The organism is Brevibacterium sp. K72 (genome assembly GCF_050562175.1).
GTDB classification, from domain to species: Bacteria; Actinomycetota; Actinomycetes; order Actinomycetales; family Brevibacteriaceae; genus Brevibacterium; species Brevibacterium casei.
On record NZ_CP191582.1, the window covers coordinates 1,129,051 to 1,147,726 of the forward strand.

Below are 18,676 nucleotides of genomic sequence, written 5' to 3' on the forward strand. Positions count from 1 at the left end.
AGGAGGATCCGGTGCGAAAACGGGCGCGGTTTCGCACCGGATCCTCCTCCCTAGGCGCCCCGCTGCCGGAATAGTCCTCCCGTGCGCACGGTTCGCATGAGTGCCGGAATCCTTCGGCGACACCGTGCGCTGGAGCGCCCCAAGCGAAAGGCCGACCATGTCCGAGAAGACCATCACGATGTACGGGGCGGAGTGGTGCGGGGACTGCCGTCGCACGAAGAAGCAGCTGACCGAACTCGGCGTCGACTTCGACTACATCGACCTCGTCGTCGAGCCGGAGAAGGCCGATGAGGCGAAGGAGATCTCGGGTAGGACGAACATCCCCGTCGTCGTCTACCCCGACGGCTCCCACCAGGTCGAACCGACGAACCCCGAGGTGCTCGCGAAGCTGAAGTACCTCTCCTTCGTCTGACCCTCTCGTTGCGCTCGCCCGCCGAGGGGACCACCTGATGGCGAGGGAGCCAGCTGGGAGGCGCGCGCTCGCCGCTCAGCGGTCCCTTCGACCACGGGAGAGGCATCGAGACGGACACTTCGCGCCGAGACCGACACTCAGAACTGTCGGTCTCGGCGCGAAGTGTCTGTCTCGGCGGAGGCTTCTGAGCTCGCAGGCTCTGCATCGGCGGCGAGCGCCTCGGCGATGATCTTCGCCTCGCGCCGCAGCAGGGCGACGAGGTGCTCGACCCGCTGACCGGTGACGCGGTCGGCGATCGACGCGATCGACAGGGCCGCGCGGGGACGGCCCCCACGGACCCTGAGCGCGACGCCTACTGCCCACGAACCCTGCGCGAAGAGCCCGGGATTGTGGACGAAGCCGTCGATGCGGGCCTGGTCGATGATGTCGCGCAGCTGGTCGATGCGGACCTTCGGGTACCGCTCGGCGAGGATCTGCTCGTTCGCCTCGAACAGGGCGTCCACCTCGGCGGGGGAGAGTTCCGCCATGATCGCGAGACTGCCGGCTCCGATCCCCAGCGGATGCCGGTCGCCGACGGCGAGCGCGTTGTTGAAGATGTCCCCGAAGCCCTCCTCGCGCCGTGCGCAGATCGCAAAGCTGCCGGTGCGCAGCGTGAGGAACGCCGTGTCCTGGGTGATCTCGGCCAGGCGCAACAGGCTCGACTCCGATTCGATGACGAGCGGGTCGACGGACTTCTGCGCGAGCTGACCGAGGATCTGCGACTGCACGCCGAGGCGGTACCCGCCCTCGTCGAGGCGCTCGACGTAGCCCATCGCGATGAGAGCCTGGAGCATGCGGTGGACGCTCGCCTTCGGACGCCCGCTGATCGTCGCGATCTCGGAGAGGCCCGCGCCGCCCGTGCGTTCGCTGGCGAGGAGGCCGACGAGGCCCAGCAGCGACAGCGCCCGCTGGATGCTCTGCGCTCCGGTGCCCGGCTCGAGATCATCGACGGCGTGGGCGACGTTGAACGACGCCGATCGGCGCAGGATCTTCCCGCGCATCCTCATCCGCCCCAGGTCGTCCGGGTCCACGCCGCTGCCCATGGTCTGATTATCGCGCGCAGCCCTCAGCGCACCGCGCGGAATCCATGATGTGGAACCTTTCGTCCGGACCCGGTGACAGGTCGTTCACATGGCGAGCCGGGACGGATCAGTCTCAGGTTTCCCTGTCATTGCGCTGGTTCGAGGACTATTGTCGAAGCACGACGGATTCGGGAGGAACCATGACCGTCACGTACACGTTCGATGTCTTCAGCAGCCTCGACTCGCGGGCGAGCGTCACCGAGGACGCGGACTGGGGCGGCTATTGGGGCAAGCAGGGACCCGAACTCCTCGAGGAGCGCCTCGGCGAGTACTCCGGCGACCAGCGGCTCGTTCTCGGCGCGAACACGTACCGGGCGTTCGCGGCGATGGTCGCGTCAGCCGGCGAGGGCGACGACGTCTTCGACCCGTGGGTCACGGAGATGCGGAACCTGCCGACGACGGTCATCTCGAACACGCTGGAGGAGCCCCTGGACTGGCCGGACGCCACGCTCGTGCGCGGCGATGCCGTCGACGTCGTCGCCCGGCTCAAAGAGCAGTCCGATGTCCCGCTGCGCTCGCACGGGAGCCTGTCGATGAACCGCTCCCTCATGGCGGCCGGACTCGTCGACCGCCTCCAGGTGACGATCTTCCCGGCGCTCACCGGCCGCACGGGCACCGAACCGATCTTTGACGGGACCGAGGACTTCGACCTCGAACTCCTCTACTCCCGCACCCTCGACGGGCGCACACAGGAACTCATCTACCGTCCTCACCTGCACTGACACGGGGACTCAGGGGCCACCTCGGGGGGACCGACCCCGTCCGATCCATGATGTGGAACTCTGCCTGCTCACTGTCCGGCCGCCTCGGCGCGGTTCCGTCCTAGACTCGCATCGTCCGGTCCCGAGTGCCACTGCCCGGACGAACGCGGCCCCATCCGGGTCGCGGCGATCCCGACGATGCGAAGGAGACGACGTGGGTGAGGCGGTCCTCGACCTCAGCGAGGTGACGTTCCGACGCGGGCAGACGCAGATCCTCCACGGCATCGACCTGCGGATCGACCGCGGCGAACACTGGGTCCTCCTCGGACCGAACGGAGCGGGGAAGTCGACGCTGCTCAGCTTCGCCTCGGCGCAGGTGTTCCCGACCTCGGGCACGGTCGACGTCCTCGGCAGGCGGATGGGCAGGGTCGAGCTCGCGGCCCTGCGACGGCACATCGGGCACGTCAATCCCCGGCATCCGCTGCGGTCGAACCTCACCGTCCGCGACGTCGTCCTCACCGGGGTGACCGGGACGATCGAGCGGCCTCTGCGGTGGGAGGCGAACCCTGAGGAGATCGCGCGTGCCGAAGCGATGATCGCCGAGGTGGGTCTGGCCTCCCGGGCCGACGCCGGGTGGCGGATCCTCTCCCAGGGCGAGCGGGGTCGCGCGCTCGTCGCCCGCGCTCTCGTCTCGGCGCCCGAACTCCTCCTCTTCGACGAACCGACGACTGGCCTCGACGTCGCCGCCCGCGAGCAGCTGCTCGAGACCATCGACGCCCTGTCGGTGAGCTCGCCGGAGCTGACGACGCTGCTCGTCACCCATCACCTTGAGGAGATCCCCGAAACGACCACGCACGCCGTGATCATCTCCCGCGGTCGGCTCACCGCCAACGGCCCGATCGCCGAGGTGCTCACCACCGAGGCCGTCTCCGCCGCCTTCGAGCATCCGATCGAGGTCGGCCACGCAGACGGCCGCTGGTCGGCGCGAGCGGTGCGGACGATGCCGGCCGCGGGCAGTGCCGTGGTCTAGAGTCGCCTTCAGGTGAGCGGACGCCGCCGTGGTCTGCCGGGGACACCGCCGATGTCTGACACGGGGATCGCCGACACAGGGTCGTGATTCCCCGACAAGGGGTCTGGTGCGGACGCCCAGAGACGGGCAGACTGTGGGGACGGGCGAGCGTCGCCCGCCGGTCGAGGGAAGTGAGGACCCGATGGGACATCACAAGGACAACGACGAACTGCGCGAGGACCGCTTCGAGCAGGACAAGGCCCGCCAGGAGATGCGCGACGAGGTCTTCGCCGACACCGACGGCGACGTCGACGACCAGGGCTCGCAGGACGAACGGCGCAAGGACGGGCTCGACCCGGCCTCCCGCGCCGACGAGGAGGAGTGACTCGACCGCCTCAGTGCGGTGACCCGACCGCCGCAGTGCGGGTCGGCTCATTGCGGGCGGCTCCGTTGCAGATCGGTGCAGCCGAGACCTAGGCTGGAGCCATGAAGATGAGCACAGTCTGGAGCGTCCTCGGCGCGATCCTCGCGATCATCATCGCGTGGTGGATCGTCAGCGCCGTGTTCTCGATCGCGTGGTTCCTCGTCAAGGCGGTCATCGTCATCGCCGTCGCCGCGATCGTCTTCGGCTTCATCAAGGGCGCCTTCCGTTCGAAGGATCGGCAGCGCCCGACTCCGTGACGATGATCCGCGCGGCCAGCGTCGTCATCGTCGACGACCGGTCGCGCGTGCTCCTCGTCCAGCGCGGCAGGAACCCCGACAAGGGACGATGGTCCGTGCCCGGAGGCAAGTGCGAACCCGGTGAGTCCTTCGCCGAGGCGGCCGCCCGGGAAGCGTACGAAGAGACCGGGCTGCGCGTCGAGATCGGCCGCGAGCTCTGGTCGCTGACGATCCCGATCGGCGACGGAGTCGAGTACGACGTCCACGACTTCGCAGCCACCGTCACCGGCGGTGAGCTCTCCGCCGGCGACGACGCCGCCGATGCGCGCTGGTTCGCCGAGGCCGAACTCGATACCCTCGACCTCACCCACGACCTTGCCGGCTACCTCCGCCGAGCCGAGGTCTTCGGGCCCGGCACCGCGGCTAGGTGAGCCCGTCGAAGCCCGTGTTCGCCCCGCAGAGGACGACACCGACCTTCTCACCGGGCTCGGGCACATAGCCCTCCGCACTGCGGATCCCCGCGAGCGCGGCTGCCGCGGCATGTTCGACGACGAGACGATGGTCGGCCCACAGATGTCGGCGTGCCGCGATGATCTCCTCATCGCGCACGAGCACCGAGGTGACGAGATCGGTCTGCGCGGCGGCCAGCGCCAGGGGAGTGGCCCGCCGCGCCCCGAGGGAATCCGCCGCCACCGAGTCGACGGCGACGTCGACGGGCTGGCCGGCCTCGAGTCCGGCATTGAAGGCGCGGCTGCCGACGGGTTCGACGGCGACCGTTCGCACCCCGTGGAACGTCGCCGCCGTCGCGACACCCGCGAAGAGTCCGCCCCCGCCGACGGAGACGACGACGGTGTCGAGATCGGGCACCTGCGCGAGCAGCTCCGTGAACACGGTCCCCGCCCCTGCGGCGATGAGCGGGTGGTCGTACGCGTGCGAGGACAGAGCCCCCGAGGACTCCGCGAACTCCGCACACGCCAGCGCCGCCTCGGCGTACTCGGCTCCGACCTGCCGGACCTCGGCGCCGTACGAGCGCAGCCGATCGACCTTGACGGTCGGGGCGTTCGCGGGGACGAACACCGTCGCCGGGACCCCGGCCTCCGCGGCGGCCCACGCGCATGCGAGTCCCGCGTTCCCGCCGGAGGCGATCGTCACGCCCGCATCGGGGAACGTCCCCTCGGCGAGGTGGGCGCGGATGAAGTTCTGCGCCCCGCGCGCCTTGAACGTCCCCGTGTACTGCATGAACTCGAGCGCGAAGTAGAGACCCGAGGCCTCGGGGTCGTTCGTCGGGGGAGCGACCCACGTCGCGCCCGTGTCCGTCTCCGCGTGCGGGCGGCGTCCTGGCTGCGCCGAGGCGACCGCGAGGGGGCGGACGCGACCGGTGATCCGTTCGGCGGCCGCTTCGATGTCGGGGTAGGTGAGCGGGTCAGGGTGCGTCACGGCTTCCTCCAGACGGAGACGTGTGAGGGGCTCTCGGCGGTGAACGGCGTCCTCTCCCAGTCGGCGAAGCGCCCTTCGGGCTCGAGTCCGGCGAGGCGGGCCATGAGGTCGAGTTCGGAGGGCCACACGTAGCGGAAATGGTGCGGCGAATAGCGGAAGGTCGCGCCGTCCCTCGTGAGATGGTGCGAGGTCGCCCGCTGTGTGACGGGGTCGAGGGTGTCGAAGCCGACGTGCTCGTCGGTGACGTCGAAGGGGACAGCGGACTGGCCCGGCGGCAGCCGTCGCAGGGGCGGGACGGTGTTCTCGACGACGAAGCGTCCACCCGGACGCAGATGGGAGGCGGCGTTGGCGAAGCAGGCGACCTGGGCGTCCTGGGTGACGAGATTGCCGATCGTGTTGTAGACGAGGTAGACGAGCGAGTGCTCTCCGGAGGTGCGCGTCGTCGTCATGTCGCCGATCGTCACCGGGATGTCGGGGGCCTTCTGCCGGAGGCGTTCGGCCATCGGCTCCGAGAGCTCGATGCCGGTGACCGGGACGCCGCGCTCGCGCAGGGGGATCGCGACCCGCCCGGTCCCGATCGCGAACTCGACGGCGCTTCCCCCGGCCGCCGCCTCGGCGAGGAAGGCCGTCGTCGCCGCGAGGAGCGCCGGGGCGAACATCGGATCCTCGGCATCGTCGTAGTTCTGCGCCTGCTCACGTGTCCAGACATCGCTGTCGACCATGCGCTCAGGCTAGCAAACACGTGCACGAGCGTCGTCGGCTCACCTCGGCGGAACGTCCGATCACCCTCTCCGAGGCGACGCGGTTACGGTCGGCCGCCTCGGCGAGGGGATGAGTCCGATGACTCAGTGGTGCTTGGGCACGCCGAGGGGGTTGCCTTTCGTCTCCTTGACGAGGCTGACGCCGATGAGGGAGATGACGCAGACGATGATGAGGTAGATCGCGATCGACAGGGAGTTGCCGGTCTTCGCGAGCAGGGTCTCGGCGATGGTCGGGGCGAACGCCCCGCCGAGGATCGCGCCGAGCGCATACCCGATCGACACTCCGGAGTAACGGACCTGCGGCGGGAACATCTCCGCGTACATCGCCGACATCGGGCCGTAGCTGAGCCCCATGCCGACGGTGAGGACGAAGATGCCGATGCCGTACATCCAGATGCTCTTCGAATCGATCATGATGAACGTCGGGATGAGCCAGAGGATGAGGAGGATGTAGCCGATCTGGAAGGTCCGGACGCGACCGAGCCGGTCGGAGAGCGCCCCGCCCCACATCGTGAAGATCAGCCAGCCGAAGCTCGCGAGCGTTGTCGCGAGCAGCACGGGGGCGCGGTCGAGGCCGACCATGCCGCCCTCGGCGAGGGGGCGGGAGGCGTACGCGGCGAAGAACGCGATGATCATGTAGCCGACGGCGTTGTTGCCGATGAAGATGACCGCGGCGAGCACGACCTCCTTCGTGTTCTTCCGGAACAGGGTGCCGAGCGGAGCCGAGGACTCGGCGCGGCGTTCGGCGAGCTCGGCGAAGACGGGGCTCTCCTCGACCTGCTTGCGGATGTAGTAGCCGACGACGACGAGGACGACGGAGAAGAGGAACGGGATCCTCCAGCCGAAGCTCGCGAACTGCTCCGGAGTGAGCACGGTGGTGAGGATCCAGATGACTCCGGTCGCGAGGATCATGCCCACGGGCACGCCGATCTGTGGGTAGGCCCCGAAGATGCCGCGTTTGTCGTCGGGGGCGTGTTCGACTGAGAGCAGTGCCGCGCCGCCCCATTCGCCGCCGGCCGAGAAGCCCTGGAGGATGCGCAGCAGGGTGAGGAGGATCGGCGCTGCCACGCCGATCGCCGCGTACGTCGGCAGGAGGCCGATGAGCGAGGTCGCCGCGCCCATGAGGATGAGCGTGAGGACGAGCATCCGCTTGCGTCCGATCCGATCGCCGAGGTGGCCGGCGATGATCGCGCCGAGCGGCCGGAAGAGGAATGAGATGCCCAGCGAGGCCCACGCCATGATCTGGCCGAGCGCCGGGTTGTCTGCGGCGAGCGGGCCGAAGTACTGCACCGAGAGGATGAGGCCCGCTGCCTGGGCGTAGATGAAGAAGTCATACCACTCGATCGTGGTGCCGACGAGGGTGCCCGCGAGGACCTTGCGCTCCTCGCGCGTGATCGTCGAGGACGTGGGTGAGGCGGTGGACATGGCTGATCTCTCCATCGAAATCCGAAGTCCGTCAGGTCGACGCTGGGGCGAGCGCGGGTGCTGTGCGGGGAGCGGCTGTGCTCTCCGGTGGGCTTGCGTGGGTGCTCTCCGGCGGGCGGCTGTGCCCGCCGTGTGTCCTCGGGTCGACCTTTGGTGACTGTTTGGTCAGTTAATGCGCTTGATCATAGCCGACGAGGGTGACCCGCGCCACTGGCGGGGCGCGCCGATTGCAGGCGGTCGAATGCACAGTTTCCCTGCGTTCGCTCCGTAGGGTTGTCGTGACCGGTACCGTCACCGAGAGTGTGACCGCGGGCAGTGGAGAGGATGGACAATGGCAACAGCAGTGATCCTGGTGAATGGGATCCCCGCATCGGGCAAGTCAACGCTTGGTGCCGAACTCGCCGAGGCGGCAGGTGTTCCGTTCCTGTCCGTGGACGAAGTGCTCGAACGCCTCGTCGATTCCGTTGACTACCGCTTCCCCAGGGGACCGGTCCATGAGCTGGCGAACACGGTGACATGGCGACTGGCCGCCCTGGTCGACGACACGGTGGTGGTCGAGTCGTTCTGGGCCCGTGAGCGCGATCTCGAGACCGTCAGGGACGGGCTGAGGGTCGCCGGAGCTGAGACGGTGGTCGAGGTGTGGTGCGATGCTCCGGTCGACGAGGCCGTCGAGCGGTACGAGAACCGCGACCGCCACGGCATCCACGAAGACGATCCGAACGACGTGGATCTGTGGCGACGCAGCGCTCCGCTCGCGTTGGGTCCGATCGTGCGAGTCGACACGAGCAGCATTTCCGATGCAGTGTCGGGTCCCGAGGTGCTCGCGCAGGTGCGAGACGCGCTTGGGATTCCCGTGGCGTAGGGCCCATTGTCGTCGCATTGGAAGCTCTGCGATGGCATTCCGCGGATCAGGGTCGTGATGGCGTCGTGGCAGGCGGGTGCAACCGCCCCCAGCACCCGATGACAATTACCGACCGATTGGTTAGTATATGGACTGATCGGCGAGCTCGGGTGCGTCCCGGGCCGCAGCAGGACAGCGGCGACGAGGCTGAGCGGCTTCGAGCGACCAACCGACAACGGGAGGCCCCCATGACCGAGACCCTCAGTTCCTACGCGGCCGGCACCTGGCACACCCCGAGCGAGGCCGCCGACGCGCGAGACGTCCGCGACTCGACGACCGGGGACCTCCTCCACCGCGTCTCCTCGGCCGGCATCGACTTCACTGCGGTTGCCGACTTCGCCCGTGAGGTCGGGGGCCGGGAGCTGGGGAAGCTGACGTTCCATCAGCGCGGGGTCATCCTCAAGCAGCTCGGCGCGTACCTCATGGAACGGGCGAAGGACTACCACGAGATCTCCTTCACCACGGGCACGACGAAGCGCGACGCCTTCGTCGACATCGAAGGCGGCATCGGCACGCTCTTCACGTACTCGGGCGTCGCGAGGCGGCAGATGCCGAACTCGACGGTCCTCCTCGACGGCGGGGTCGAGCGCCTGTCGAAGAACGGCACCTTCGTCGGCCGTCACATCCTCACCTCCCGACAGGGCCTCGCCCTGCAGATCAACGCCTTCAACTTCCCCGTGTGGGGCATGCTCGAGAAGTTCGCCCCGATGTTCGTCGCCGGCGTCCCCGTCGTCGTCAAGCCCGCCACCGACTCCGCGCACCTCACCCGCGCCGTCGTCGCCGACATGCTCGCCTCCGGGCTCCTGCCCGAGGGCGCGATCCAGGTCGTCACCGGCGACATCACCCCGCTCTTCGATCTGCTCGCCGAGCAGGACACGATCGCCTTCACCGGGTCAGCCGGCACCGCCCGCCGACTCGCATCGCTGAACTGCGTGACCGAACGCGGCACCCGCTTCTTCGCCGAGGCGGACTCCCTCAACTTCTCCCTCCTCGGTCCCGATGCCGCCCCCGGCACGCCCGAGTTCGACCTCTTCGTCGACAGCGTCGTCGCCGAGATGACCGTCAAGGCCGGTCAGAAGTGCACCGCGATCCGGCGCACCTTCGTTCCCGCCGAGCACGCCGAGGCCGTCGGGGAGGCCCTGACCGCGAAGCTCGCGACCGTGACCGCTGGCGACCCGCGGGAGAAGTCGACCCGACTCGGCCCGGTCATCTCGACGAAGCAGCGTGATGACGTCCTCGACGCCGTCGATGAGATCATCGCCGGCGGTGCCCACCTCCTCACCGGCGGTCGCGAGGCCTCGGACGATCTCGCGTCCTCCCTCGGCGGGGCGTTCGTCGCCCCGACCGTCCTCCAGGCCGACGATCCGTGGGTCGACGCCGTCCACGACGTCGAGGCCTTCGGTCCCGTGACCACACTCATCACGTACTCGACCCTCGCCGAGGCGGTCGACCTCGCCGCTCGCGGGCGCGGGTCCCTCGTCGGCTCGGTCGTCACCCACGACCCGGCGTTCGCCGCGGAGTTCGTCCGCGCCGTCGCTCCCTGGCACGGGCGCATCCTCGTCCTCGACCGCGACGACGCCGACGAGTCGACGGGGCACGGCTCCCCGCTGCCCACCCTCGTCCACGGTGGTCCCGGCCGCGCCGGAGGCGGAGAGGAGATGGGTGGTCTGCGGGGCATCACACACTTCATGCAGCGCACCGCGATCCAGGCCTCTCCGAACATGCTCACCGCGATCGGCGGGGAGTGGGTCGCGGGAGCCGAGCGCCACCTCGGCGAGCATCCGTTCACCAAGTCTCTGGCCGATCTGAAGATCGGGGATGCCCTGGAGTCGGAGTGGCGCGAGGTCACCCTCGAGGACATCGCGCACTTCGCCGAGTTCACCGGCGACACGTTCTACGCCCACACCGACGAGGAGGCGGCAGCGGCGAACCCGTTCTTCCCCGGCCGCGTCGCCCACGGGTACCTCATCGTCTCCTTCGCCGCGGGTCTCTTCGTCCAGCCGGATCCCGGGCCGGTGCTCGCGAACTACGGCCTCGAGGGGCTGCGCTTCGTCACGCCCGTCTCACCAGGGGACAAGCTCAAGGTGACGCTCACCGCGAAGCGCATCACCCCGCGCGAGACCGACGAGTACGGCGAGGTCCGCTGGGACGCCGAGGTCGTCAACCAGGACGGCGAACCCGTCGCGAACTACGACGTCCTCACCCTCGTCGCGAAGGAGTGAGGGGGCGCTGACTCCTCGAGTCGAGGACGTGCGGTGTCGATTCTGCTGACCATTATCGACACTGAGCGTCCTCGACTCGCTGCATCGGTGGTCAGCCCAGTCAGGGGCGCGAGTCCTCCGGGGCAGGGACGGCCGGGTTCCGGATGCCCACCAGCGAGACCAGCCCGCCGGCGATGAGGAGCACGGACACGAAGACGGCGGCGCGGTAGAAGCCGCTGAGGTCGAGGGTGCCGCCGACGACCGTGCCGACGAGCGCGATGGCGATGAGCCCTGCGACGCGGGAGATCGCATTGTTCACGGCGCTGGCGATCCCGCTGCGCTCCTCCTCGATCGCGCCGAGGATCGTCGCCGTCAGCGGTGAGACGGTCGCGGCGAGCCCGAGGCCGAAGACGATCATCGCCGGCAGCACCTGCCACCAGTAGTTGAAGTCCTCCCTGACGAGGAGGAGCATGAGCGACCCGAGACCCATGAGGATCGGTCCGACGCCCATGAACAGCCGCGGGCCCCAGCTGCCGGCCAGGCGCCCGGCGGTGGAGCTGAAGAGGATCATCATGATCGTCGTCGGCAGGCTCGCGAGACCCGCGGCCGTCGCGGACAGCCCCGCCTGCTCCTGCAGGTAGATGGCGAGGACGAAGCCGTTGAGCGAGAGCGCCCCGTACATGAGCGTCGTCGTGATGTTGCCGACCCAGAAGTTCCGCGCGCGGAACAGGTCGAGCGGGAGGATCGGATCGCTCACCCGCTTCTGCCGGAGGAGGAAGAGGACGAAGAGGACGGCCCCGCCGAGGAGGGTGATGGGGATCGCCGGATGCCCCCATCCCAGCCGCGGCTGTTCGATGAGACCGAAGACGAGTCCGCCGAGTCCGAGGATGGAGAGGACCGCGCCGAGGATGTCGATGTGCGGCTTCGTCTGCCGGGGAGGATCGGGCACCCCGCGCAGCAGCCACAGGGTGATGGCGATGGGAATGACGTTGATGAGGAACGCGAACCGCCAGCTCGCGAAGTCGACGAGGACTCCGCCGATGAGGGGACCGACGATCATCGCCCCCGTCGTCAGCGCCGTCCACGTGCCGATGGCCTTGGCGCGGGCGACGCCGGAGAAGTGGGCGCTGATGAGCGCGAGCGAGCTCGGCACGAGGAAGGCTCCCGCCGCCCCCTGGAGCATGCGGGCGATGACGAGGGTGAGCGGGTCGGGGGCGACGGTGATGATCACCGAGGCGATGCCGAATCCGATGAGGCCGATGCGCATGACGAGGCTGCGGCCGTAGGCGTCGCTGATGGAGCCGGCGACGAGCATGATGGCGCCGAGGGTGATGAAGTAGCCGTCGACGACCCACTGCTGGGTGACGAGCCCGCCGCCGAGCTCGCGGTCGATCGCGGGCAGGGCGACGTTGACGATCGTGCCGTCGAGGAACGCCACGAAGGAGGCGAGCACGGCAATCCAGAGGATCCGAGAAGTCACCCTGTCAGAGTACGCCGGAAACGACCGTTATCAGCACTGTCGGCGGCCCCGATCGCACGGGCGCGTGTGCGCGCTCTATTCGGCGAGGCCGTTGAAGGCCATCGCGGTGACCGCCTCGGCGATGGTCTCCGGATCGACGGGGTAGCCGGGGCGGTACCACTCGGTGATCGAGTTGACCATGCCGAAGAGGAGGCGGGTGACGAGGCCCGGCGGGAAGTCGGCGCGGACGCCGCCCTCCTCGATCGCCGCGGTGACGAGGGCGCGGATCTTCATGTCGATCTGCCGCCGCTGCTCGAGCGCATCGCGTTCGACCGCGGAGTTCCCGCGCACCCGCAGGAGCAGGGTGACCGAGTGGTGGTATTCGATGAGGATGAGCACGCTCGAGTGGACGGCGTGGCGCAGGCGTTCGAGGGCGCTGAGATCCTGCCGGTGGGACTCGGACTCCACCGCCGAGGCGAGAGCGTCGGTGCCGCGGTTGATCGCCAGCCGCAGCAGCTCCTCCTTCGACTTCACATGGTGGTAGATCGCCGATTTCGTGATCCCGAGCTCGCGGGCGACTGTGTCCATCGACGTGCCGTCGTAGCCGCGGGAGACGAAGACCTCGGTGGCCTTGTTGATGAGCGTCTCCCGGTCGTAGCCGGGCCGACCGCGGCGGGTCCGCTTCGGCTCCGACCCGACCCCCGCCTCGGCGGCGGATCCGGACCCAGCTCCCGCCTCGGCGAGGTCACCGGTGACGGACTCCGTCGCGTTCGACGGAGTCTGTGCAGGTGACGGGCTCTTGGACATGGGAATCAGTCTAATCAGCGGAAGCCGGCGGTGCCGCGATCCGAGTCACAGCGGACCTAGCGGATGTTCTCGCGACGGTCGATGATGCGCTTGAGCTTGCCGACCGAGCGCGGCAGCGAACCGGGGTCCTTGATGTCGACGGTCGAGGAGACGCCGAGGCGCTCCTTGATCCGGGCGGCCACGCGGCGGTCGAGGCCCTCACGTTCGACGGCACCGACGTTCTCGCGGCACTCGACCTCGACGGTGACCTCGTCCATCCGCCCTGGGCGGGTGAGGACGAGCTGGAAGTGGGGGCTCAAGTGCTCGAACTCGAAGAGGACGGATTCGACGTTCGCGGGGTAGACGTTGACGCCGCGGATGATGATGAGGTCGTCGGAGCGACCGGTGATGCGCGAGATGCGGCGGAAGTTCGGGTGCGCGGTGCCGGGCAGGAGGCTCGCGAGGTCGTGGGTGCGATAGCGGATGATCGGCAGCGCCTCCTTCGTCAGCGAGGTGAAGACGAGTTCGCCCTCCTCGCCGTCGGGGAGGACTTCACCGGTGAAGGGGTCGACGATCTCGGGGTAGAAGTGGTCCTCCCAGATCGTCGGGCCGTCCTTGGTCTCGGCGGATTCGCACGCGACGCCGGGGCCCATGACCTCGGAGAGGCCGTAGATGTCGACGGCGTCGATGGCGAAGGACCGCTCGATCTCCCGGCGCATCTCGTCCGTCCACGGTTCGGCGCCGCAGATGGCGACCTTGAGGCTCGTCGAGGTCGGGTCGATGCCCTGCTTGTGGAACTCGTCGAGGATCGTGAGCAGGTAGGTCGGGGTGGCCGTGATGATGTCGGGCTTGAAATCCTGGATGAGCTGGACCTGGCGTTCGGTCTGCCCGCCGGAGATCGGGACGACGGTGAAGCCGTGGCGTTCGGCGCCGTGGACGCCGAGACCGCCGGTGAACAGGCCGTAGCCGTAGGCGTTGTGGAGCATCTGCCCCGGCTTTCCGCCGGCGCCGAGGATCGAGCGTTTGATGAGTCGGCTCCACACGTCGAGGTCGTTCTGCGTGTACCCGACGACCGTGGGCAGGCCGGTCGTGCCGGAGGAGGCGTGGATGCGCGCAACGTCCTCGCGGGGGACGGCGAAGAGTCCGAACGGGTAGTTGTCCCGCAGGTCCTGCTTGTTCGTGAACGGCAGCTTCGCGATGTCGTCGAGGCTGGTGATGTCGGCGGGGGTGATGCCGAGGTCGTCGAAGGCCTTCCGGTAGTGCGGCACCTTCTCGTACACGGCGGCCACCGTGGTCTTGAGGTTGGCGAGCTGATCGGCGCGCAGCTCGTCGAGGCTCATCGTCGGACCGGCGTCGCTGTCGGTCGTGGTCATCATCGTCTCCTTGGGAATCCGTGCAGGTGAGGTGTCGAGTCAGGAAGCGCCGAGGTGGGGGCGCGACGCGGGAGACGCCGGGTGAGCGTGGTCCGCGGTGAGGGTCAGGAGGTGGCCGGCTTCGGTGCCGGAAGGGTGCGGGAGCGTCCGCGGTAGACCGCGACGATCTCGTCGCCGCGCTTGACCTCGACGTCGTAGATGCCCGAGCGGCCCGGCTTGACGATCTCGCGGCCGTGGGCGACGAGTTCGTCGCCGATGCGGGTCGGCTTGAGGAAGGTGATGTCCCCGCCCGAGGCGACGGTGACCGAACCCGGATAGTTGCACGCCATCGCGAACGTCGTGTCGGCGAAGAGGAAGATGTAGCCGCCGTGGGTGATCTCGTGGCCGTTGGCCATGATGTCGGTGACCGTCATCGAGCACTGCGCCCAGCCGGGGCCGTGGTCGTCGAGGGTGATGCCGAGGTGCTGGGAGGCGCGGTCGTTCGCGTACATCGCGGCCGCGCCGGTATGTGCTTCGTTCCCGATGCCGGGGGCGACGGAGGCAGAGGAGGGAGTCGCCGTGGGATCGGCATGGGTGTTTTGTGAGGGAGCCGCGCCGGAACTGGTGTCCGTCGTCGTTGTGGTCGTCTCTCCCATGTCAGGTTCCTCCTCGCACCGATGCGATGCACTGCCTCCGTCGCCCGATCCGACGTGCGACACGGGATCGGAATAAACGACCATCTGGTCAATAAATATCGTTGTGATCGGCGTCTCTGTCAAGTCGGAGGGCCGGGAAGGGGTAGGCCGGGTCTACTTCTCGAAACTGCTCGGGAGCGGGAACTTCTCGTTGAGGAACCAGCTCATCATCGCATCGAGGTGCTCTTGCGCCTCCGGTGAGGAATCGGTGTCGTTGAGGCAGAGGACGTCGAGGTTGCGTCGGCGGAGAAGGCGCCGCATGTACAGTTCGGCATCGGGTCGTGAGATGTCCATGTAGGCGTAGCGAATGGACGAGTCGATGGCTTTGCCCTGCGCGTAGGCGTGGAAATGGTAGAGCGCCGAGGTGATCGAATAGTCATCGGGATGACGGAACTTCGAGCGTGCGACGTGGTCGAACAGGTCCTGATGCGTCGCCTCGAAATCTTCCATGACTGACCTCACCTGTGGGTGAGGCGTGTGCTTGAACTTGTTGGCCACCCGTCGGCCGTGTTCGTCGAGCATGAACTGTCTTCCTCGTTTGGCAGCCGAGAGGACTGGCATGTCTCGGGCGCTCGGGTCGTCGAGGTCGAGAGGTGCCGTCGACGGGAAGAAACGGGAGAGTCCGCTTCCGGTGAAGAAGAGTTCGGGGCTGGTCGGGCGCATGAAGAACAGGTCGTCGTTCATGTAGAGGTAGTTCTCGCTCAGCCCGGGGATGTGGTGGAGTTGAGACTCAATCGCATGCGAGTTGAAGACAGGCAGATTGTCGGTGTCGGTGAAGATGTCTCTGTGGTCGATGACCGTGATCTTGGGATGATCGACGTTGAGCCACTCGGGGATCTGAGCGTCGGTGACGAGGTAGATGTGGTTGACCCAACTGGCGTACGCTTCGACCGATCGCAGAGAGTAGCGAAGCTCCTGCCGGTCGGCGAAGCGCGACTCGGAAACCGCGGTGTCGTTGATCTGCTCGCCACGCATCTCAGCTTCGGCGCGTGACTTCTTCGCCCGCCACAGAGGGTCCGAGCCGTCGACCCGCGTATAGACGAGGTCGACAGGTCCCGCGACGGCGTAGAGGTCAGGGGCATCGGGCAGCACGGTGCGATTGTCATTTGCCAATGACGCCTCCCAGGTCTCGGGAGTGAAGTACTCGACCAGTGTGCGGGGCTGTTTCGCGATGCGGTGAAGGGTTCCCGGGATGTGCGTCGACCCGTCCACGCGTGCCCGTCGGGGTCCCAGGTCCGTCCACGCTTCGATGATGACGCCCTCGAAGCCGGTGCTGAGGATGCGGCCGCTCGGGGCGGCCACGCGACGGTGGCAGATGATCATCGCGACGGAGAACGGATCGTCACGCTGGCGGCGACGACTCCCACTCGCCCACGACCGATACCGCCGGAACTGCGTCCAACCGTCCTGAGGATCCAGAGCCGACAATGCCTGCTGGGCGCGCCGAATCTGCGACTGCGGAATGACCAGTCGTGAGCGATCGCGGGCGCGTCGGGGGAGTTCGACGAAATCGATGCCCGCCTCGGCGAGGACGGTGCGCACTGTGCGCAGATTGTCTTCTTGTGCTGCGATCGAATCGTGCGTTCGAGTCGCCACCACTTTCGGTTCCTTGGCCAACCCCGGTCGAAGTACGGTTCGCATGCGGCGCTGCAGATCTGTCTCACCATGGCGCACCTCTGACAGCCAGAGCTTCTGCTGGTCGGTGAGCATGGTCGCTGCTTTGCGGCGGTACTGTCTGGCGCGCGCCTTCATCGTTGCTCGACGACCGTTCACCGTCCGTACCTCCGCACGTTATTCTTCGTTCACCCACATTTTAGAGCGAAGCAATCTTTTCATCGGGGATTGCCGCGGTCAAAACCAGAAGTAGTTGAAGATTGTCTTCGGAATCGAGAATTCGAGGCGTCGGCCGATCCATTTAGGGAAAGGAGTCTTGGTTTTTATGCGGCATAGATTTTCGGGCTTGGGCGGTTGTGGAGTCTCGGGCTCTCAGGAGCCTCACGAACCCATCCTCGGTGGCGACGACCGTCTTCCCGCCCCGGGGCGGCGGTGAAACGCGTGATGGGAGGGGTGGATTAGGTCATTGACTGCGGTTGACCACTCGTCGAGTCGGCTGTGCCGTCGTGGCTTCGGGTGCCCGCATCGCCGGCGGCAGGCTGGGGGATCGGTGGCACCGCTTGGGCGAGGTCTCGCTTGGGGCTGTTCGAAGGCCCGCTCGGGGTTCAGGTCAGTCGCCCTGTCCCGATATTGCACCTCGGCGTGGGGTATGCCACACTGGTGAAGAACATTACAGAACAAACGGTCAGTAAATGATCGAACGGTTCCGGCGGCCTGTGATGACGGAGCGCATCCCGTCCGCCGCACCGGCAGTGCCGCACCCGGATCACGGGTCGGGCGCGTGACGAGGAAGGGCGCACCCAGGGGGTGGAGTGGTCATGACAACGGAAGTCAACGAAACGCAGCTCGAGGCGCAGTTCGCCGACACGATCGAGGCCAAGGACCGGATCGAACCGCGCGACTGGATGCCCGAGCCCTACCGCAAGACGCTCATCCGTCAGGTCGCCCAGCACGCGCACTCGGAGATCATCGGCATGCAGCCCGAGGGCAACTGGATCTCCCGCGCGCCCTCCCTGCGGCGCAAGGCGATCCTGCTCGCGAAGGTCCAGGACGAAGCGGGTCACGGCCTCTACCTCTATTCGGCCGCCGAGACGCTCGGCGCCAGCCGCAACGAGCTCACCGAGAAGCTCATCGCCGGCAAGCAGAAGTACTCCTCGATCTTCAACTACCCGACGCTCAACTACACCGACGTCGGCACGATCGGCTGGCTCGTTGACGGCGCCGCGATCTGCAATCAGGTCCCCCTGTGCCGCACCTCCTTCGGTCCCTACGGGCGCGCGATGATCCGCATCTGCAAGGAGGAGTCCTTCCACCAGCGCCAGGGCTACGAACTGCTCATGACGATGATGCGCGGCACCGACGAGCAGCGGACGATGGTCCAGGAATCGGTCAACCGCTTCTGGTGGCCGGCCCTGATGATGTTCGGACCTCCCGACGACGATTCGCCGAACACCGCGCAGTCGATGGAGTGGGGCATCAAGACTCACACGAACGACGAGCTGCGCCAGAAGTTCGTCGACATGTCGATCCCGCAGGCCGAGGCGCTCGGCGTGACGTTCCCCGACGAGAACCTCAAGTGGAACGAGGAGCGCGGACACTACGACTTCTCGACCCCCGACTGGGACGAGTTCTGGGCCGTCGTCAAGGGCAACGGCCCGTGCAACGAACAGCGCATCGCCCACCGCAAGCGCGCGTGGGACGAGGGTGCGTGGGTGCGTGATGCCGCGCTCGCCTTCGCCGAGAAGTCCGCCCAGGCCGCGGCAGACGCCCAGTTCGCCGCAACCGCCGACACCACCGCCGAGGAGGCCGCAGAATGACCGAGTCCACCCCGGCCACCGGAGGGACGACCCCGACCGTGCGCGGCGAATGGCCCCTCTACGAGGTCTTCGTCCGCGGCAAGCGCGGCCTCAACCACGTCCACGTCGGCTCGCTCCACGCCCCCGACGACCAGCTCGCGATCCGCCACGCCCGCGACGTCTACACGCGCCGCAACGAAGGTGTGAGCATCTGGGTCGTGCGCTCATCGGACATCACCGCCTCGAGCCCCGACGAGAAGGACCCGATGTTCGCCCCGAGCGGCGACAAGGTCTACCGTCACCCGACCTTCTACGACATCCCCGACGATGTCCCGCACATGTGAGG

General features: G+C 67.7%; 19 protein-coding genes. 10 read left to right on the forward strand and 9 right to left on the reverse strand.

Annotation, left to right across the window (positions count from 1 at the left end; genetic code table 11):
- Positions 1–157: 157 nt before the first annotated feature.
- Positions 158–412 (forward strand): glutaredoxin family protein, encoded by a 255-nt coding sequence (locus ACQ1RG_RS05000; protein WP_009379695.1) that lies wholly within the window; start codon positions 158–160, stop codon positions 410–412.
- A 137-nt stretch (positions 413–549) separates the two neighbouring features.
- Here the strand turns inward: ACQ1RG_RS05000 and ACQ1RG_RS05005 are convergent, their stop codons facing one another.
- Positions 550–1,494, reverse strand: coding sequence for an IclR family transcriptional regulator (locus tag ACQ1RG_RS05005; RefSeq protein ID WP_201671827.1), 945 nt, complete (start codon positions 1,492–1,494; stop codon positions 550–552).
- A gap of 179 nt (positions 1,495–1,673) precedes the next feature.
- On the opposite strand from ACQ1RG_RS05005, the gene ACQ1RG_RS05010 reads away from it, so the two are divergent.
- The 5 genes from ACQ1RG_RS05010 (at position 1,674) to ACQ1RG_RS05030 (ending at position 4,334) form a co-directional block, all read left to right on the forward strand.
- The gene (locus tag ACQ1RG_RS05010; RefSeq protein ID WP_131248209.1) at positions 1,674–2,255 is read left to right on the forward strand and encodes a dihydrofolate reductase family protein; all 582 of its coding nucleotides are present in this window, start codon (positions 1,674–1,676) and stop codon (positions 2,253–2,255) included.
- 193 nt (positions 2,256–2,448) lie between these two features.
- Complete coding sequence (locus ACQ1RG_RS05015) at positions 2,449–3,264, forward strand: ABC transporter ATP-binding protein (protein WP_259800925.1); 816 nt, start codon at positions 2,449–2,451, stop codon at positions 3,262–3,264.
- Positions 3,265–3,445: 181 nt separating this feature from the next.
- Positions 3,446–3,628, forward strand: a complete 183-nt coding sequence (locus ACQ1RG_RS05020; protein WP_009379686.1) for a hypothetical protein — start codon at positions 3,446–3,448, stop codon at positions 3,626–3,628.
- Between the two features lie 101 nt (positions 3,629–3,729).
- Positions 3,730–3,924, forward strand: coding sequence for a hypothetical protein (locus tag ACQ1RG_RS05025; protein ID WP_063248735.1), 195 nt, complete (start codon positions 3,730–3,732; stop codon positions 3,922–3,924).
- 2 nt (positions 3,925–3,926) lie between these two features.
- The gene (locus ACQ1RG_RS05030) at positions 3,927–4,334 is read left to right on the forward strand and encodes an NUDIX domain-containing protein (RefSeq protein ID WP_040342157.1); all 408 of its coding nucleotides are present in this window, start codon (positions 3,927–3,929) and stop codon (positions 4,332–4,334) included.
- Here the strand turns inward: ACQ1RG_RS05030 and ACQ1RG_RS05035 are convergent.
- From ACQ1RG_RS05035 to ACQ1RG_RS05045, 3 genes are all read right to left on the reverse strand, one after another.
- Entirely contained in the window at positions 4,327–5,340 is a 1,014-nt protein-coding gene (locus ACQ1RG_RS05035; RefSeq protein ID WP_009379679.1) for a serine/threonine dehydratase, read from the reverse strand. The genes ACQ1RG_RS05030 and ACQ1RG_RS05035 overlap by 8 nt on opposite strands.
- On the reverse strand, positions 5,337–6,062 hold the full coding sequence (locus ACQ1RG_RS05040; RefSeq protein ID WP_009379678.1) for a class I SAM-dependent DNA methyltransferase: 726 nt from the start codon (positions 6,060–6,062) through the stop codon (positions 5,337–5,339). Before ACQ1RG_RS05040 ends, ACQ1RG_RS05035 begins: the two co-directional genes overlap by 4 nt.
- A gap of 123 nt (positions 6,063–6,185) precedes the next feature.
- Positions 6,186–7,526, reverse strand: a complete 1,341-nt coding sequence (locus tag ACQ1RG_RS05045) for an MFS transporter (protein WP_009379676.1) — start codon at positions 7,524–7,526, stop codon at positions 6,186–6,188.
- A 331-nt stretch (positions 7,527–7,857) separates the two neighbouring features.
- Between ACQ1RG_RS05045 and ACQ1RG_RS05050 the strand changes: the two genes are divergently transcribed.
- Both ACQ1RG_RS05050 and paaZ read left to right on the forward strand, forming a co-directional pair.
- Positions 7,858–8,388 carry an AAA family ATPase gene (locus tag ACQ1RG_RS05050; protein WP_081591030.1) on the forward strand — a complete coding sequence of 177 codons (531 nt, stop codon included), beginning with the start codon at positions 7,858–7,860 and terminating at the stop codon, positions 8,386–8,388.
- A 227-nt stretch (positions 8,389–8,615) separates the two neighbouring features.
- The gene (paaZ, locus tag ACQ1RG_RS05055) at positions 8,616–10,649 is read left to right on the forward strand and encodes a phenylacetic acid degradation bifunctional protein PaaZ (protein WP_009379674.1); all 2,034 of its coding nucleotides are present in this window, start codon (positions 8,616–8,618) and stop codon (positions 10,647–10,649) included.
- A 100-nt stretch (positions 10,650–10,749) separates the two neighbouring features.
- On the opposite strand, the gene ACQ1RG_RS05060 is transcribed toward paaZ, so the two are convergent.
- The 5 genes from ACQ1RG_RS05060 to ACQ1RG_RS05080 all read right to left on the reverse strand — a co-directional run bounded on the left by ACQ1RG_RS05060 (position 10,750) and on the right by ACQ1RG_RS05080 (position 16,516).
- A complete protein-coding gene (locus tag ACQ1RG_RS05060; protein ID WP_119297116.1) occupies positions 10,750–12,108 on the reverse strand; it encodes an MFS transporter in 1,359 nt (452 codons plus the stop codon).
- A gap of 75 nt (positions 12,109–12,183) precedes the next feature.
- Positions 12,184–12,894 carry a TetR/AcrR family transcriptional regulator gene (locus ACQ1RG_RS05065; RefSeq protein WP_131248207.1) on the reverse strand — a complete coding sequence of 237 codons (711 nt, stop codon included), beginning with the start codon at positions 12,892–12,894 and terminating at the stop codon, positions 12,184–12,186.
- A gap of 56 nt (positions 12,895–12,950) precedes the next feature.
- Complete coding sequence (paaK, locus tag ACQ1RG_RS05070; RefSeq protein WP_186372599.1) at positions 12,951–14,246, reverse strand: phenylacetate--CoA ligase PaaK; 1,296 nt, start codon at positions 14,244–14,246, stop codon at positions 12,951–12,953.
- A 104-nt stretch (positions 14,247–14,350) separates the two neighbouring features.
- Positions 14,351–14,881 carry a hydroxyphenylacetyl-CoA thioesterase PaaI gene (gene paaI, locus ACQ1RG_RS05075; protein WP_232254145.1) on the reverse strand — a complete coding sequence of 177 codons (531 nt, stop codon included), beginning with the start codon at positions 14,879–14,881 and terminating at the stop codon, positions 14,351–14,353.
- A 153-nt stretch (positions 14,882–15,034) separates the two neighbouring features.
- Positions 15,035–16,516, reverse strand: a complete 1,482-nt coding sequence (locus tag ACQ1RG_RS05080) for a stealth conserved region 3 domain-containing protein (protein ID WP_430600607.1) — start codon at positions 16,514–16,516, stop codon at positions 15,035–15,037.
- 836 nt (positions 16,517–17,352) lie between these two features.
- Between ACQ1RG_RS05080 and paaA the strand changes: the two genes are divergently transcribed.
- Positions 17,353–18,351: a 1,2-phenylacetyl-CoA epoxidase subunit PaaA gene (paaA, locus tag ACQ1RG_RS05085; protein WP_342474402.1), complete on the forward strand. Its 999-nt coding sequence runs from the start codon at positions 17,353–17,355 to the stop codon at positions 18,349–18,351.
- Positions 18,348–18,674 carry a 1,2-phenylacetyl-CoA epoxidase subunit PaaB gene (gene paaB, locus ACQ1RG_RS05090; RefSeq protein WP_101624274.1) on the forward strand — a complete coding sequence of 109 codons (327 nt, stop codon included), beginning with the start codon at positions 18,348–18,350 and terminating at the stop codon, positions 18,672–18,674. Before paaA ends, paaB begins: the two co-directional genes overlap by 4 nt.
- Positions 18,675–18,676 lie beyond the last annotated feature (2 nt).

Coding starts and splice junctions, on each gene's coding strand:
- ACQ1RG_RS05000 (WP_009379695.1), top strand. CDS start 158: ATGTCCGAGAAGACCATCACGATGTACGGGGCGGAGTGGTGCGGGGAC.
- ACQ1RG_RS05040 (WP_009379678.1), bottom strand. CDS start 6,062: ATGGTCGACAGCGATGTCTGGACACGTGAGCAGGCGCAGAACTACGAC.
- ACQ1RG_RS05030 (WP_040342157.1), top strand. CDS start 3,927: ATGATCCGCGCGGCCAGCGTCGTCATCGTCGACGACCGGTCGCGCGTG.
- ACQ1RG_RS05045 (WP_009379676.1), bottom strand. CDS start 7,526: ATGTCCACCGCCTCACCCACGTCCTCGACGATCACGCGCGAGGAGCGC.
- ACQ1RG_RS05065 (WP_131248207.1), bottom strand. CDS start 12,894: ATGTCCAAGAGCCCGTCACCTGCACAGACTCCGTCGAACGCGACGGAG.
- ACQ1RG_RS05020 (WP_009379686.1), top strand. CDS start 3,446: ATGGGACATCACAAGGACAACGACGAACTGCGCGAGGACCGCTTCGAG.
- paaK (WP_186372599.1), bottom strand. CDS start 14,246: ATGACCACGACCGACAGCGACGCCGGTCCGACGATGAGCCTCGACGAG.
- paaZ (WP_009379674.1), top strand. CDS start 8,616: ATGACCGAGACCCTCAGTTCCTACGCGGCCGGCACCTGGCACACCCCG.
- paaA (WP_342474402.1), top strand. CDS start 17,353: ATGACAACGGAAGTCAACGAAACGCAGCTCGAGGCGCAGTTCGCCGAC.
- ACQ1RG_RS05025 (WP_063248735.1), top strand. CDS start 3,730: ATGAAGATGAGCACAGTCTGGAGCGTCCTCGGCGCGATCCTCGCGATC.
- ACQ1RG_RS05005 (WP_201671827.1), bottom strand. CDS start 1,494: ATGGGCAGCGGCGTGGACCCGGACGACCTGGGGCGGATGAGGATGCGC.
- ACQ1RG_RS05050 (WP_081591030.1), top strand. CDS start 7,858: ATGGCAACAGCAGTGATCCTGGTGAATGGGATCCCCGCATCGGGCAAG.
- ACQ1RG_RS05010 (WP_131248209.1), top strand. CDS start 1,674: ATGACCGTCACGTACACGTTCGATGTCTTCAGCAGCCTCGACTCGCGG.
- paaB (WP_101624274.1), top strand. CDS start 18,348: ATGACCGAGTCCACCCCGGCCACCGGAGGGACGACCCCGACCGTGCGC.
- paaI (WP_232254145.1), bottom strand. CDS start 14,881: ATGGGAGAGACGACCACAACGACGACGGACACCAGTTCCGGCGCGGCT.